The 15,508-nt window shown below is 62.8% G+C and carries 15 protein-coding genes; all 15 read left to right on the forward strand.

Annotated features, from left to right (window positions below):
* Positions 1-250: ribosome-recycling factor (locus tag JHD73_RS21390; RefSeq protein ID WP_199032211.1), on the forward strand; the 250-nt coding region annotated here is incomplete at its 5' end.
* Positions 251-302: 52 nt separating this feature from the next.
* Positions 303-1,079: a polyprenyl diphosphate synthase gene (uppS, locus tag JHD73_RS21395; protein WP_199032212.1), complete on the forward strand. Its 777-nt coding sequence runs from the start codon at positions 303-305 to the stop codon at positions 1,077-1,079.
* Positions 1,080-1,082: 3 nt separating this feature from the next.
* Positions 1,083-1,901 (forward strand): phosphatidate cytidylyltransferase, encoded by an 819-nt coding sequence (locus JHD73_RS21400; RefSeq protein WP_199032213.1) that lies wholly within the window; start codon positions 1,083-1,085, stop codon positions 1,899-1,901.
* Positions 1,902-1,914: 13 nt separating this feature from the next.
* A complete protein-coding gene (ispC, locus tag JHD73_RS21405; protein WP_199032214.1) occupies positions 1,915-3,105 on the forward strand; it encodes a 1-deoxy-D-xylulose-5-phosphate reductoisomerase in 1,191 nt (396 codons plus the stop codon).
* 88 nt (positions 3,106-3,193) lie between these two features.
* Entirely contained in the window at positions 3,194-4,582 is a 1,389-nt protein-coding gene (gene rseP, locus JHD73_RS21410; RefSeq protein ID WP_199032225.1) for an RIP metalloprotease RseP, read from the forward strand.
* Positions 4,583-4,727: 145 nt separating this feature from the next.
* Positions 4,728-6,995 (forward strand): outer membrane protein assembly factor BamA, encoded by a 2,268-nt coding sequence (gene bamA, locus JHD73_RS21415; RefSeq protein WP_368735554.1) that lies wholly within the window; start codon positions 4,728-4,730, stop codon positions 6,993-6,995.
* A complete protein-coding gene (locus tag JHD73_RS21420; RefSeq protein WP_199032216.1) occupies positions 6,995-7,552 on the forward strand; it encodes an OmpH family outer membrane protein in 558 nt (185 codons plus the stop codon). The genes bamA and JHD73_RS21420 overlap by 1 nt, the downstream gene beginning before the upstream one ends.
* A gap of 10 nt (positions 7,553-7,562) precedes the next feature.
* Complete coding sequence (gene lpxD, locus JHD73_RS21425) at positions 7,563-8,636, forward strand: UDP-3-O-(3-hydroxymyristoyl)glucosamine N-acyltransferase (protein ID WP_199032217.1); 1,074 nt, start codon at positions 7,563-7,565, stop codon at positions 8,634-8,636.
* Positions 8,633-9,136 carry a 3-hydroxyacyl-ACP dehydratase FabZ gene (gene fabZ / locus JHD73_RS21430; RefSeq protein ID WP_199032218.1) on the forward strand — a complete coding sequence of 168 codons (504 nt, stop codon included), beginning with the start codon at positions 8,633-8,635 and terminating at the stop codon, positions 9,134-9,136. The genes lpxD and fabZ overlap by 4 nt, the downstream gene beginning before the upstream one ends.
* Positions 9,133-9,945, forward strand: a complete 813-nt coding sequence (lpxA, locus tag JHD73_RS21435) for an acyl-ACP--UDP-N-acetylglucosamine O-acyltransferase (RefSeq protein WP_199032219.1) — start codon at positions 9,133-9,135, stop codon at positions 9,943-9,945. The genes fabZ and lpxA overlap by 4 nt, the downstream gene beginning before the upstream one ends.
* A 41-nt stretch (positions 9,946-9,986) precedes the next feature.
* Positions 9,987-11,120, forward strand: a complete 1,134-nt coding sequence (gene lpxB, locus JHD73_RS21440; protein ID WP_233177098.1) for a lipid-A-disaccharide synthase — start codon at positions 9,987-9,989, stop codon at positions 11,118-11,120.
* Positions 11,121-11,124: 4 nt separating this feature from the next.
* Positions 11,125-11,823, forward strand: coding sequence for a ribonuclease HII (gene rnhB, locus JHD73_RS21445; protein ID WP_199032221.1), 699 nt, complete (start codon positions 11,125-11,127; stop codon positions 11,821-11,823).
* A 5-nt stretch (positions 11,824-11,828) separates the two neighbouring features.
* Positions 11,829-12,611 (forward strand): RNA methyltransferase, encoded by a 783-nt coding sequence (locus JHD73_RS21450; protein WP_199032222.1) that lies wholly within the window; start codon positions 11,829-11,831, stop codon positions 12,609-12,611.
* Between the two features lie 191 nt (positions 12,612-12,802).
* Positions 12,803-13,690, forward strand: coding sequence for a M24 family metallopeptidase (locus tag JHD73_RS21455; RefSeq protein WP_199032223.1), 888 nt, complete (start codon positions 12,803-12,805; stop codon positions 13,688-13,690).
* A gap of 17 nt (positions 13,691-13,707) precedes the next feature.
* Positions 13,708-15,508, forward strand: a 1,801-nt coding sequence (locus JHD73_RS21460; RefSeq protein ID WP_199032224.1) for an SDR family oxidoreductase, incomplete at its 3' end; no start/stop codon positions are given.

Consider the following 15,508-nt stretch of genomic DNA (forward strand, 5'->3'; position numbering starts at 1 on the left):
TGCCTTGACCGAAGAGCGCCGCAAGGAGCTGACCAAGGTCGTCAAGGGTGAGGGTGAAGACGCCAAGGTCGCCGTGCGCAATCTGCGCCGCGATGCGAACGAACAACTCAAGAAGCTGGTCAAGGACAAGGCCATCTCGGAAGATGACGAGCGTCGCGGTAGTGATGACGTGCAGAAGCTGACCGACAAGTTTGTCGCCGAGATCGACAAGCTGGTCGCCGAGAAAGACAAGGAAATCATGACGGTGTAAGGCCGTCTCCCAAGGCTGGCGCATAGGGTGCCAGCTGCGGGAAGCCCGATTCATGCATATCAGTTCCACACAGGCGGTGCCTGACACCGCCGATACCCCGCGCCACGTTGCCGTCATCATGGATGGCAACGGCCGCTGGGCCACCGAGCGCCATTTGCCGCGCGTGGCAGGGCACAGCCGCGGCCTCGACGCCGTGCGTGCAACGGTTGAGGCTGCGGCGCGCCGAGGTGTCGGTTACCTGACGCTGTTTGCCTTCAGCTCTGAGAACTGGCGCCGCCCGGCCGAAGAGGTCACCTTTCTGATGAAGCTGTTCATGACAGCGCTGCGCCGCGAGGTGAACAAGCTGCATGAGAACGGCATCCGCCTGCGCGTGGTGGGTGACCTGTCGGCGTTCAGCCCGCGCATTCAATTGCTGATCCGCGAAGCGGAGGCTAAGACGGCTGCCAATCCAGGCCTGACGGTCACCATCCTCGCCAACTACGGCGGCCGGTGGGACATTCTCCAGGCCATGCGTGCATTGATGGTGGCGCAGCCGGGCATCGCGCCCGAGGCCATCACGGAAGACGTTCTGGCGCCGCACATGGCCCTGGCCTATGCGCCCGAGCCGGACCTGTTCATCCGCACCGGTGGCGAGCAGCGCATCAGCAACTTCCTGCTCTGGCAGCTTGCGTACTCGGAACTGTATTTCACCGATCGCTACTGGCCCGATTTCGATGCCGCAGAACTGGATCGTGCCTTCGCCTGGTATCGCAATCGCGAGCGCCGCTTTGGTCGCACCAGTGCGCAGCTTGAGTCCGATGTTCCCCCCGCGCTATCTGCCGGAGCCTGACACATGCTGCTGACTCGCGTCATTACCGCTGTCTGCTTGCTGATTGTCATCCTGCCCATTCTTTTCTTCGCACCGCCAGCCGGCCTTGCTGGGCTGGTGACGGTGTTTGCCATGCTGGCAGCTTGGGAATGGGGGCGGCTCGTGCGGTTGCCGGGCTGGTGGGGGCCGATGCTGTATGCAGTGGTCGTCGTTGTGCTGACGATCGCCTGGCACGACATCCCTGTGTGTGGGGATGTGCGGCCGCTGTTCCATGGTGCGGTGATCGCGTGGGTAGTGGCCTGGGGGCTGCTGGCTGGCGGCGTGCGCGAATTGCGTAGCATACGCAAGGTTGTTTTTACCTTGCTGGGCTTGGTGATTTTGCCGGCGTTCGTGCATGCAGCCATCGCGCTGCGCGCGCAGGGGGTGGCTTTCCTGCTCTCCGTCGCGGTGCTCGTATGGGCGGCAGATGTGGGTGCCTATTTCGTTGGCAAGGCCATCGGCCGTCGCAAGCTGGCGCCGACCATCAGCCCCGGCAAGTCATGGGAAGGCGCGATCGGTGGGGCAGTGCTCGTGGCAATCATCGCGACGGTGGCAGGTGTTACGCATTGGTTTGCGCCGACATGGTTCTCGCACCAGTTCGACCAGAACGGCGCAGCCGTCGCTCTGGCGCTGACGATCGTGCTGGTGGCCGCAAGCATCGGCGGCGATTTGTTTGAGTCTCTTCTCAAGCGCCAGGTCGGCATGAAGGACAGCAGCCGACTGCTGCCTGGCCATGGCGGCGTGCTTGACCGTATCGACGCGCTGTTGCCGGTGTTCCCCCTGGCCGCGTTGCTGATTTCCTGAGGCGTCCACGAACATGATGCGTTTGACCGTTCTTGGCGCGACCGGCTCCATTGGTGACAGCACGCTCGACGTGGTGCGCAGTCACCCAGACAAGTACCGCGTATTCGCGCTCACCGCCAATGCGCAGGCCGACAAGCTCGCCAAGTTGTGTCGTGAGTTTCGTCCGCAGATGACTGTGCTTGGCTCGGCAGCGGCCGCTGATGCGCTGCGCGAGCAGCTTGGTACAGATGCGGCTGGCATCGACATCCGTTTTGGCCCCGAGGCGCTGGAGGAGGCCGCAGCGCACCCTGATTGCGATGCGGTAATGGCGGCCATTGTTGGTGCCGCAGGCTTGCGCCCCACGCTGGCCGCTGTGCGTGCGGGCAAGCGCGTACTGCTGGCCAATAAGGAAGCGCTGGTGATGTCCGGCGCGCTCTTCATGGACGCCGTGCGCCAGCATGGCGCCACCGTGCTGCCGATCGACAGCGAGCACAACGCCATTTTCCAGTGCCTGCCGCAGCAGGCCCCCACGTTTGGCCGTGGCGTGTCGCGTATCGTCTTGACTGCCTCGGGCGGCCCATTCCGCACGCGTGCCGTGGACACCCTCGCAGACGTTACGCCCGACCAAGCTTGCGCTCACCCCAACTGGGTCATGGGACGCAAGATCTCTGTCGACTCCGCCACCATGATGAACAAGGGGTTGGAGGTGATCGAGGCGTACTGGCTGTTCGGTGTGCCGGTCGAGCGCCTTGAAGTGCTGATCCATCCGCAGAGCGTGATCCATTCAATGGTCGGCTACGACGACGGCTCGGTACTGGCACAGCTCGGCAACCCAGACATGCGTACGCCGATTGCATACGGGCTGGCGCACCCGGAGCGCATTGAGGCTGGTGTGCCGCTGCTGGACCTGGCCGCCACCGGCACACTGACTTTCGAGGCGCCGGACCTGCACCGCTTCCCGTGCCTCGCACTAGCATTTGATGCACTACGCGCCGGTGGCACGGCACCTGCTGTGCTGAATGCCGCCAACGAGGTGGCGGTCGACGCATTTTTGCAGCGCCGCATTCGCTTTACCGATATTGCCGCCGTGGTGGGCGACACGCTGGCGCGTGCTTCCATCGTGCCGGCAGACTCGCTCGACACCGTCTTTGCCGCTGACGCGCAGGCGCGTGGCCAGGCCGAGCGCTACATTGCGACGGCATGCGTGCATCTGCCAGCTGCGTGACAAGTGCTCCGTCAGAGCGAGCGGGTAACATAGTGTGCTCGCGCGGGTTGCGCCCGTGCACGCCCATCAGTGCATCCGGAGAAGGTTCTTGCAGACCGTTTTAGCGTTTGTTTTTGCGATCGCGGTGCTGATCGTCATTCATGAACTGGGCCACTACAGTGTCGCGCGCTTGTGCGGCGTGAAAGTGCTGCGGTTCTCGGTCGGCTTCGGCAAGGTGCTGTTCCGCCATGTCGGCCGCGGCCCAGACCGCACCGAGTGGACCATCTGCGCCATTCCGCTCGGCGGCTACGTCAAGATGTTGGGCGAGGGCACGAGGGACCCAGAAAAGGACCCGCCAATCCTGCCCGAAGATCTGCCACGAACCTTCGACCATCAGCCTGTCTATAAGCGTTTCGCCATCGTGGCTGCGGGCCCTGTCGCCAACTTCCTGCTGGCGATCGTTCTGTACGCCGTCCTCGCGTGGGTTGGGGCCGTTGAGCCGGTGCCCATTCTCGGTGCGCCGCCCCCAGGCAGCATTGCTGCGCAGGCGGATCTGCGTGCGAAGGATCATGTGATTGCCGTCGGCACCGACGTTGAAGCCCCGAGCCCTGTGCGTAGCTGGAGCGATGTGCGCATGCGTTTGTATTCGGCAGGCATCGGCGGGCATGACGCGCTCGTGCAGGTGCGTGGTACCGATGGCACGGAGCGCACGGTTCGCCTGCAGGGCTTGCCGAGCCCCGCGCGTACGCCCCAGGCCGACGTGATCGACCAGATCGGGTTGCGCCTGCTGGGCGGGCCGGTCACCATCGTCGATGTTCTGCCAAATAGTGCTGCTGCCCGTGCCGGGTTGCGCGCCGGTGACCAGATTGTCCGCTTCGCTGGGCAGCCTGCAGACCAAGCGATGGATCTCATCCGCCAGATTCGCGCCATGCCGGAGCAGAACGCTTCGATCGATATTTTGCGCAACGGCGAACCAATGACGCTGCCGGTGCGGCCCGATGCCGACGCCGATCCGAAGAACCAGAATGGGGCGAAGGTCGGCAAGCTTGGCGCGCAGCTCAACCAGAAGGTCGAGACCGCGCTGATGCGTGATACGCCGGGCGCCGCATTGGTGCATGGATTGCGCCAGGTCTGGCAGACCTCGGTGCTGTCACTGCAGGTGCTGGGCAAGATGATCGTAGGACAGGCTTCGCTGCAGAATCTGAGCGGTCCGATTACGGTGGCGGACTTTGCTGGCAAGGCGGCAAGCCTTGGCTGGCAGACGTTTGTAGGTTTTCTTGCGCTGATCAGCGTCAGCCTTGGTGTCCTGAACTTGTTGCCCGTTCCGGTATTGGATGGGGGGCATTTGCTGTATTATTGCGTGGAATTTTTGACAGGCCGACCCGTGCCGGAATCCTGGCAAGCAGTACTCCAAAAGATCGGCGTCGCCTGCATTCTGCTTCTCACTTCGCTCGCCTTGTACAACGATTTGAGTCGGCTGTTTCTGACTCGAGGCTAGACCGCATTTGTTTTTGTCGGCAAGTCTATGCGTTGCAACAAGCGTGAGCGGGCAACCCAAGATTTTGAAAACACTCGGAAGTGGATTCCAACCGGATCCAATTTAGGGGATTAGATTGATCAGACAACATCGCTTCCCGCTCAGCGTGCTGGCGGCCTCCGTGCTGACCGTGACTGCCGGTCAGGCTCATGCAGTGGAGCCGTTCGTCGTGAAGGACATTCGCGTGGAGGGGGTGCAGCGCGTCGAACCGGGTACCGTGTTCGGCTATCTGCCCGTGAAGGTAGGTGAGACCTTCACCGACGAGAAGGGTGCCGAATCGATCCGCGCGCTCTACAACACCGGCTTCTTCAAGGACGTGCAGATCCGTGCCGAAGGCAACGTGCTGGTGGTGCGCGTGGAAGAGCGTCCGGCCATCTCGCAGCTCGAGTTCATCGGCTTCAAGGAGTTTGACAAGGACGCACTGCGCCGTACCTTGCGTGGCGTGGGCGTGGCCGAAGCCCGCTATTACGACAAGTCGCTGATCGACCGTGCTGAGCAGGAAATCAAGCGTCAGTACGTCTCGCGCGGCTACTACGCCGCCGATGTGTCGACCACTGTAACGCCGGTCGACGCCAACCGCGTGTCGATCACCTTCACGGTGGACGAAGGCCCGACGGCCAAGATTCGCCAGATCAATATCGTCGGCAACAAGGCCTTCAAGGAAAGTGACCTGCGCGACGAAATGCAGCTGTCCACGCCCAACTGGCTGTCGTGGTACACGAAGAACGATCTGTACTCGAAGCAGAAGCTGACCGCCGACCTGGAAGCGCTGCGCTCGTTCTACCTGGATCGTGGTTACCTGGAATTCGCGATCGAGTCGACTCAGGTTTCCATTACGCCTGACAAGAAAGACATCTACCTGACACTGAACATCCACGAGGGTGAGCAGTACAAGGTGTCGGATATCAAGCTGACTGGTGAACTGCTCTCCAAGCAGGCCGAGATGGAGAAGCTCATCAAGCTCAAGCAGGGCGATGTGTTCTCCTCGGCGAAGCTGTCGGCCACGACCAAATCGATCACCGATCTGCTTGGCACGTACGGTTACGCCTTTGCCACGATCAACCCCCAGCCGCAGATCAACCAGAAGGACCGTACGGTTGCGCTCACGCTGGTGGTCGATCCAGGCCGTCGCGTCTATGTGCGCCGCGTCAACGTGCTTGGCAACAGCAAGACGCGCGATGAAGTGGTGCGCCGTGAAATGCGCCAAATGGAAGCTTCGTGGTTTGACGGCGAGAAGCTGCAGCTTTCGCAGAACCGCATCAACCGCACGGGCTACTTTACTGATGCGAACATCACTACCGAAGACGTGCCGGGCACGTCAGACCAGGTGGACGTCAACGTCAACGTGACGGAAAAGCCGACCGGCCAGATCAACCTGGGTGTGGGCTTCTCGTCGACTGACAAGGTGGTGCTCTCGGCCGGTATCCGTCAGGACAACGTGTTCGGTTCCGGTACCAGCCTGGGCCTGGATGTGAACACCTCCAAGGCAAACCGTACCATCGCGGTAACGCAGTACGACCCGTACTTCACGACCGACGGTATCAGCCGCTCGACCGAACTGTACTACCGCACTTATCAGCCGCTGTACTACACCGGCGATACGACGTACAAGATCGTGCAGCAGGGCGGCAACATGAAGTTTGGGGTGCCGTTCTCGGAAACCGACACCGTGTTCTTTGGTATCGGCTACGAGCGCACGTCCATCGACGTGTCGTCCAACACGCCGCTGGCCTATCAGAACTGGGTTGCGAAGAACGGTAGCATCACCAACAACTTCCCGTTCACGATCGGTTGGTCGAAGGATCAGCGTGACAGCGCGCTGGTCCCGACCCGTGGCCGCTATCAGCAGGCCAATCTGGAAATTGGTGTTCCGGGCGGCATCACGTATTACCGCGCGTATTACCAGCACCAGTGGTTCTACCCGGTCTCGAAGTCGTTCACGCTGGCCTTCAACAACGAGTTCGGCTACGGCCGCGGCTACGGCGGCAAGGACTTCCCGATCTTCAAGAACTACTACGCGGGTGGTATCGGCTCGGTGCGTGGTTATGAAACCAGCACGCTGGGCCCGCGCGATGCCAACGGTATTGCCATTGGTGGCGCCAGCAAGATCGTCGGCAACGTGGAGTTCATCTTCCCGCTGCCGGGCTCGGGTGTGGACCGCACCGTTCGCCTGTTCACCTTCTTCGACTACGGTAACGTGTTCGCAGAAGCCGCCCAGCCGTACAAGCTTAGCGACATGCGCTACTCGACCGGTTTCGGCCTGTCGTGGCTGTCGCCGATTGGTCCGCTGAAGATCAGCATGGGCTTCCCGATCAAGCGGAAGGCCGAAGACCAGACTCAACGCTTCCAGTTCCAGATCGGGACGGCATTCTAATGACTGCATTCATCATGAAATCCACACGCGTCACATTGTCCCGCATGGGCGTGTCGGTTGCCTTCGCAGCACTCGCCGCCGCTAGCTTTGCACTGCCGGTTGCTGCGCAGGAAGCACGTATCGCCGCTGTCAATTCCGAGCGCATCCTGCGCGATTCGCAGCCCGCCAAGGCGGCTCAGGCGAAGCTGGAGGCTGAGTTCGCCAAGCGCGATCGCGATCTGCAGGACACGGCCGCCAAGCTCAAGGCGATGTCCGACAAGCTGGACAAGGACTCGGCCGTGCTGGCTGATGCTGACCGCACCCGCCGCCAGCGCGAGCTGTCCGATCTGGACCGCGATTTCCAGCGCAAGCAGCGGGAGTTCCGCGAAGACCTGAACCAGCGTCGCAACGAAGAGCTGGCCCAGGTGCTTGAGCGCGCCAACCGAGTGATCCGTTCGATCGCGGAGCAGCGCAAGTACGATCTGATCGTGCAGGAAGCGGTGTATGTGAATCCGCGCATCGACATCACCGACGATGTGCTCAAGGCGCTGAACGCGGCTTCGCAATCGGCGAAATGAGGTTGTTCGCATGTCGTTTTCGCTTGGTGAACTTGCCGCGTCGCTCGGCGCGACCGTCCAGGGTGACGCAGGCCTGATCGTCAAGTCGATCGCGCCGCTGGATCAGGCCGGCGCCGATCAGCTCGCCTTCCTTTCCAATCCGCTGTATCTCAATCAGGCTGTGGACTCCAGTGCGGGGGCGATCATCGTGTCGCCCCGCGATCTGGAAACGCTTGCCGCCCAAGGCCATGTCAATGGCCGGAACTGGTTGGTGGCCGCCAATCCGTATGCTGCGTTTGCCCGCGTTGCCCAGCGCTTTGTTGCGCTGACTGCGCGGCCGGTAGTGCCCGGTATCCACCGGAGCGCGAGCGTAGGTGAGGGGGCCGTGGTGCCGGCATCGTGCTCAATCGGCCCGAACGTGATCATCGAGGCGGGCGCCGTGCTCGGAGAGCGCGTGCGCATTGCTGGCAATGGCTTCGTCGGCGCGGATGCGCGCATTGGCGACGACACGCTCCTCTACGCAAACGTCTCGATCTACCACGGCTGTGTGGTGGGTGCGCGCTGCATCTTGCACAGCGGCGTAGTGATTGGTGCAGATGGTTTCGGCTTTGCGCCAGACTTCGGCCCGCAAGGCGGCGAGTGGGTGAAGATTCCGCAGATCGGCCGTACAGTGATTGGCGACGATGTGGAGATTGGCGCGAATACCGCCATCGACCGCGGCGCCATGGCCGACACGGTGGTTGAGCAGGGCTGCAAAATCGACAACCAGGTGCAGATTGCGCACAACGTGCATGTTGGTGCGTACACCGTCATCGCGGGCTGTGCAGCCATTTCCGGCAGTACGAAGATCGGGCGCTACTGCATCATCGGTGGCGCAGCCAACTTTGCCGGCCACCTGACAATTGCGGACCGCGTGACTGTTTCGGGCGGTACGTCCATCACCAAATCCATCACCAAACCCGGTGGTCACTTCACCAGCGTCTTCCCGTTTATGCCGCACGGCGATTGGGAACGTAACGCGGCCATCGTCCGAGGCCTGACGCGCATGCGCGAACGGTTGCAACAACTGGAACAGCAGGTCAAAGACCTGCGCAAAGAATCATGACCGAAGCATCGAATGTGACGAATGCGACGACCAGCCTCGTCAGCGATTTCAACATCAAGAAGATCCTCGACCTGCTGCCGCATCGCTACCCGATGCTACTGGTCGACCGCGTGGTCGAGTTTGAATCGGGCAAGCGCATCAAGGCCATCAAGAACGTCACGTTCAACGAGCCGTTCTTCAACGGCCACTTCCCGGGGCATCCGGTCATGCCGGGTGTGCTGATTCTCGAGGCGCTGGCGCAGACTGCGGCACTGTTGACCTTTGGTGAGCCCGGTCACCAACGCAACGAGAACGATCTCTATCTGTTCACAGCCATTGATGGCGCCCGTTTCAAGCGGCAGGTCGTGCCTGGTGATCAACTCTGCCTGCACGCGGAACTGCTGCGTGGCAAGCGTGGCTTCTGGAAGTTCAAGGTGTTCGGCATGGTGGACAACGAGGTTGCCGCCGAAGCCGAAATCATGTGCGCGATCATCAAGGACGAACCGAAGGGAGCCGCATGAGCACGAGCAAGATTCATCCGACCGCGCTGATCGACCCAAAGGCCGAGCTGGATTCGAGCGTCGAGATCGGCGCCTTTACCGTCGTGGGCCCCAACGTGCGCATGGGTGCGGGCACACGTGTCGGTCATCACACCGTGGTCGAGGGCTACACCACGCTCGGTCGCGACAACAGCATCGGCCATTTCGCGTCGGTGGGCGGCCGCCCGCAGGACATGAAGTACCGCGATGAGCCGACGCAGCTCATCGTTGGCGACCGCAACACCATCCGCGAATTCACCACGATCCACACCGGCACTTCGCAGGATGCCGGTATCACGTCCATTGGCGACGACAACTGGATCATGGCCTACGTGCACATCGCGCACGACTGCCGCGTGGGCAATCACACCGTGTTCTCGAGCAACGCGCAGATTGCCGGCCACGTGGAAGTGGGCGATTGGGCCATTCTGGGCGGCATGTCGGGTGTGCACCAGTTCGTGCGCATCGGTGCGCATGCGATGCTGGGCGGTGCGTCAGCGCTGGTGCAGGACGTGCCGCCGTTCGTGATTGCCGCGAGCGACAAGGGTGGCAACAAGGCCGCGCCGCACGGCATCAACGTCGAAGGTCTGCGCCGCCGCGGCTTCACGGCAGAGCAGATCACAGGCTTGCGCCAATCGTACAAGCTGCTCTACAAGAGCGATCTGAGCTTCGATCAGGCCAAGGCCGAGATTGCGGCACAGATCGCGCAGGCTGACGATGCCCCGACGCGTGAAGTGCTGACCGCGTTTGCTGATTTCATCGCCGCCACCAAGCGCGGCATCGTGCGTTGATCGAGCAAGCCCAGGGGGCTGCACCGGCGCGCCGCATCGGCATGGTGGCCGGCGAGGCGTCCGGCGATCTGCTGGCCTCGCTGCTGCTCAGGGGGCTGCACGCACAACTGCCCGCCGATATTGTCTACAACGGCATCGGCGGTGCGCGCATGGCCGAGCAGGGCTTCCAGTCCAATTGGCCGATGCACAAGCTGTCGGTCAACGGCTACGTGGAAGTGCTTGGTCAACTGCGTGAGATTCTCGCCATTCGCAAGGGGCTCAAGCAGGATCTGCTGTCCAATCCGCCGCTGGCCTTCATCGGAGTCGATGCACCGGACTTCAATTTCAACGTCGAGATCGCCATGCGGCGGGCAGGTGTACCGGTGGTGCACTTCGTTAGCCCGTCGATCTGGGCGTGGCGTGCCGGGCGCATCAAAACGATCGCCAAGGCCGTTGACCACATCCTCTGCCTGTTTCCGTTCGAGCCCGAAATCTACGCCAAGGCTGGCATTCCGGCCACCTATGTCGGTCATCCGCTGGCAGACGTGATTCCGCTGGTGCCGGACGTGGAAGGTGCACGCACGCGCCTGGGTCTTCCGATGGGTCGCAAGATCGTGGCGGTGCTGCCGGGCAGCCGTAACTCCGAGGTCAAGAACCTCGGGCCGACGCTGTTCGCCGCCATGGCACGCATGCAGGCGGTTGAGCCGGACATCGCATTCGTGCTGCCGGCCGCCAGCGTGACGCTGCGCGAGCGGGTCGATGCCCTGCGTGCCGAGCACCCGGGCTTGCATCTGTGGGTGGTGGACGGCCAGTCGCACGCGGCCATGGAAGCTGCTGACGTGATTCTGCTCGCCAGCGGTACGGCCACGCTGGAAGCTGCGCTGTACAAGAAGCCCATGGTCATCACCTACAAGGTGCCCTGGTTGACGGCGCAGATCATGAAGCGCAAGGGGTATCTGCCTTACGTGGGGCTGCCGAACATCCTTTCCGGCCGCTTTGTCGTGCCCGAACTGCTGCAGGACGACGCAACGCCCGAGGCGCTTGCGCGTGAGACGCTGCTGCAATTGAGCGACCACGGCAATGCCACCTTCCTGCGCGAGCATTTCACACAGATGCACTTGACGCTCAAGCAGAACATGGCGGAGATCGGTGCGAAGGTCGTGGTCGACCTGCTGCGCAGCCGCGGTCAGCTTTAACGCCATGGCTTCCCGCAAACCCAATCCGGATCAGCTGGGCCTGCTGCTGTCGCAGGAGTCGGCAGACAATGCCGATAAGCGTGCGCACCGCATTCTATGTGGCGTAGATGAAGCTGGCCGTGGGCCGCTGGCCGGGCCGGTGACAGCCGCTGCCGTCATCCTCGACCCACGCAAGCCGATTGCTGGGCTGGCCGATTCCAAGATCCTCACCGCCAAAAAACGCGAGGCGCTGTACGACGAGATCATCGAAAAGGCGCTCGCCTGGCACGTGGCAGAAGCGACCGTCGAGGAGATCGACCGGATCAACATCCTGCATGCGACCATGCTGGCCATGCAGCGCGCCGTGCAAGGCGTGGCCGCAAAGGGCACGCTGCCTGACCTCGTACAGGTGGACGGCAATCGCTGTCCGCAGGTGCCGTTTGCCGTGGAGGCCATCGTCAAAGGCGATGCGCTGGTGCAGGAGATTTCGGCGGCGTCGATTCTTGCCAAGGTCACGCGTGACCGGCAGTTGGTTGCTTTGCACGCGGTGTTTCCGGCGTACGGCTTTGACGTACACGCCGGCTATGGCACGCCTCAGCATCTGGCCGCCATTGAAGCGCATGGCGTGACACCGCATCATCGCCGCTCGTTTGCACCGGTGCGCCGTGCGCTGGAAGCGCCGGCTGCAACGACTGCGGGTGGTAGCCCCGCCTGGGACGACTGATTTTCATGAAGCACATCACTTCCCGCGACAACGCCGTATTCAAGCACCTGAAAGCGCTGTCGGGCTCGACACAGCAACGCCGACGCGCAGGACAATCCGTGCTCGACGGCGTGCATCTGGTTGCTGCCTTTCTGGATGCAGGCCAGACGCCCGCCCAGATCCTGGTTTCCGAGCGTCATGTCGCTCACCCGGAAGTCACGGTGCTGCTCGATCGCATTGATCCGCAGACTGTCATCCTGCTGGCCGACAACCTGTTTTCCCAGCTCACCACGGTTGTCAATGGCGTGGATCTGATCGCCTTGATCGAAACGCCTGAAGGTCATCTGCCGCAAGTCATCGATGCCGATTGCGTCATCCTGGATGGTATTCAGGACGCCGGCAACGTCGGCTCCATCCTGCGCTGCGCTGCGGCGGCAGGTGTGCGCGATGTGTTCATGACGGCGGGGTGTGCCTTCGCGTGGTCGGCCAAGACTTTGCGCGCTGCAATGGGCGCGCATTTCCACCTGAATATTGTTGAGCACTGCACGTTCGAGAACGTGCATCCGCGCATTCAGGTGCCGTTGCTGGCAACGTCCTCGCACGCCAAGCAGGCCGTCTTCGATGTGCGATTGAATGCGCCCGTCGGTTGGGTCTTTGGTAACGAGGGTGCGGGCGTGTCCGACGCATGGCTGTCGGCGGTGACCACACCCGTAACGATCCCCCAGCCAGGCGGCATGGAATCCCTCAACGTGGCTGCCGCAGCAGCCATCTGCCTGTTCGAAGCGGTGCGCCAGCGCCGCGCTAGCTGATCTCGTTTTCCTGTCGGTTACCGGTCACATGGCGTTTTCAAACGCCAGAAAAGTCCCGCATTGACTTTGCCATTGAGTAATGGAACATTGTGCGTGGTGCCATTGAGCACCCCTCGATAACCAGACTCAGAGCCTGTTCGCAATCCGCATCGCGCGGCCAAAGCGTCAATGGGTTCGCAAGGAGACCGGCCATGCCGAACCCCACCCTGGCGCGCGCCAGTGTCGACGAACTCGCGCAGTTTCGTGAAATCCAGCAACTCGCCTACCAATGCGTTGAAGCGGTCGGGGGCATGTTGCGCCCGGGCATGACGGAGAAGGATGCAGCCAAGCTGCTCACCGAGTGGTTGGGTGACCGCGGCGTGCACGACTGGCTGCACAAGCCGTTCGCCTGGTTTGGCGATCGCACGGCGTTTCAGGGGTTCTCCGGCCTGACGCACATGGCCGGCTTCAACATGGCGTTCTTCCCCTCGTCGCGGCGGCTGGAGGAGAACATGCCAGTCATTCTGGATGTGGCGCCGGTGCGTAACGGGGTGATTGCCGACGTGGGCTATGCCACGTGTCTTGGCGAGAACGCCATCCTTGAACAACTGCAGGACGATCTGATGGCACATCGCGAGCTGATCGTGCGTCTGATCCGTGAGCGTCGCCCGATGGCGGATGTGGCCCGAGCGGTCGATCAGCTTTGCATGAAGCAGGGTGTGGAGCCGCGTCACAAGGCCTATCCGTTCAAGGTACTGGCACATCGCGTGGCCAAGCTGGAAAGCCCGTCCAAGCCGCGCTTCGTGGCGCGCTTCGGGCTCAATGCCACGCGCAACCTGATCCTTGACCAAGTGCGCAGCGGCAAGCAGGAAGGGTGGTCGCCGCTATGGTCGATCGACCGCCGCTCCGAGCACGCGCCGGTGCCGGGCCTGTGGGCAGTCGAGCCGCACCTGGGCTTCCACGGGGTGGGCGCCAAGTTCGAAGAGCTGCTCGTCATTACAGAGGACGATGCCTACTGGCTCGACGACGACCTGCCGCACGTGCGCAGGTGGCAACAACGGCAGCAGCAACGCCAGCTCGCGCAGCAGCGTGCCGCATGATGCTTGCGGAGCCACAGATGAAAACGCTTCTTGAAGAGGCCCCGCTGGCGCTGTTCGAGCCGGCCGCCGCTTTTCCGCGCGCTGAGCGCACCGTGCAATCCGGTGATGTCGCACTCGCCGTCAAGACCTGGGGCGATCCAGCTCGCCCGACCGTCGTGCTCGTCCATGGGTACCCGGACAACAGCGAGGTCTGGCACGAGATGGCGCCGCTACTCGCGCGCGACTACTACGTCATCGCCTATGACGTGCGCGGCGCAGGGCAATCGAGCGCGCCCAAGGGAATGCGCAATTACACGTTCGCGCGGCTGACCGACGACTTCATCGCCGTAATTGATGCGCTGAGCCCGAGCAAGCCTGTTCACCTGATTGCGCACGACTGGGGTTCGATCCAGTCGTGGGAGTTCGTGACGGAAGCGCGCCTGCGCGGGCGCATCGCGTCGTACACGTCGTGCTCGGGGCCGTGCCTGGATCACGTTGGGTATTGGATGCGCGCGCGGCTGCTGCGGCCGACGCCAGCGTCGCTGGGCAAGATGCTGGGGCAACTCGTGCGCTCGTGGTACGTGCTGCTGTTCCATCTGCCGATCGTGCCGGAGTTGAGCTGGCGCCTCTGGCTGGGCCGGGCCTGGCCGCGCGTGCTGCGTCGCGTGGAGAAGACCACCATCGCGCCGCGTGCCACACAGACGGCCGATGGGGTACGCGGTGTCTCGCTGTATCGCGCCAACTTCATCCGCAGCCTGTTCACGCCACGCAAGCGCGTTGCACATGCACCGGTGCAGGTGATCGTGCCGACGCTGGACAAGTACGTGAGCCCAGCGCTGTCGGAGGATCTCGCGCGCTGGGTGCCGAACTATTGGCGGCGTGAAGTCGTCGCGCGGCACTGGCTGCCGGTCACGCATGCCGAGCGTATGGCGGGGATGGCGCGCGAGTTGATCGAGCATGCCGAGGGGAAGCCTGAATCCGAGGCGCTGCAGCGTGCCCGCCAGCATGATGGGCACAACCCGCGCAAACCGCTCACGGGCAAGCTGGCCGTCGTCACCGGTGCGGGCAGCGGCATCGGGCGTTGTGCGGCGCTGGAGTTTGCGGAACAAGGCGCGGCCATCGTCGCAGTCGACATCCGCGCGGAGGACGCCGAGCGCACCGCTACGCTTATCCGCCTCTCCGGCGGCAAGGCATGGGCACGCACCGTTGACGTCGGTAACGCCGAGCAGATGGAAGCCCTGGTCGATTGGGTCGGCAAGGTGCTGGGTGGCGCTGACATTGTCGTCAACAACGCAGGCATTGGTATGGCCGGCGGCATTGTCAACACCTCCGAGCGCGATTGGCAACGCATCCTGCATGTGAACGTGTGGGGCGTGATCCACGGCGCGCGGCTGTTCGCCAGGCAGATGGTGGCGCGCGGGCAGGGTGGGCACATCTTGAATACCGCGTCGGCAGCGGCCTTTGCACCCTCACGCGACCTTGCCGCGTATGCGACCACCAAGGCCGCCGTGCTGATGCTGTCCGAATGCATGCGAGGTGAGTTGGCTGGGCAGGGCATTGGCGTCTCGGCCATCTGCCCGGGCTTTGCCGAGACGGGAATCATGGCCTCCACCGTCTACGCCGGCACGACCGAGGCGCAGCAGGCCAAACTGCGTGCCCGCGCAACCAAGCTCTACCAGCTGCGTGGGCTCAAGCCCGAAACCGTTGCCAAAGCCATGCTCCGTGCGGTGCTTCGCAACAAGCCGGTCGTCACGGTCGGCATCGAGGCGCATTCGTCGCGCTTCATCTCACGCTACGCGCAGTGGCTCAGCCGGCTGATGGCCCGCGTGAGCATGGCCG

The organism is Ralstonia sp. ASV6 (assembly GCF_016429285.1).
GTDB lineage: Bacteria > Pseudomonadota > Gammaproteobacteria > Burkholderiales > Burkholderiaceae > Ralstonia > Ralstonia flaminis.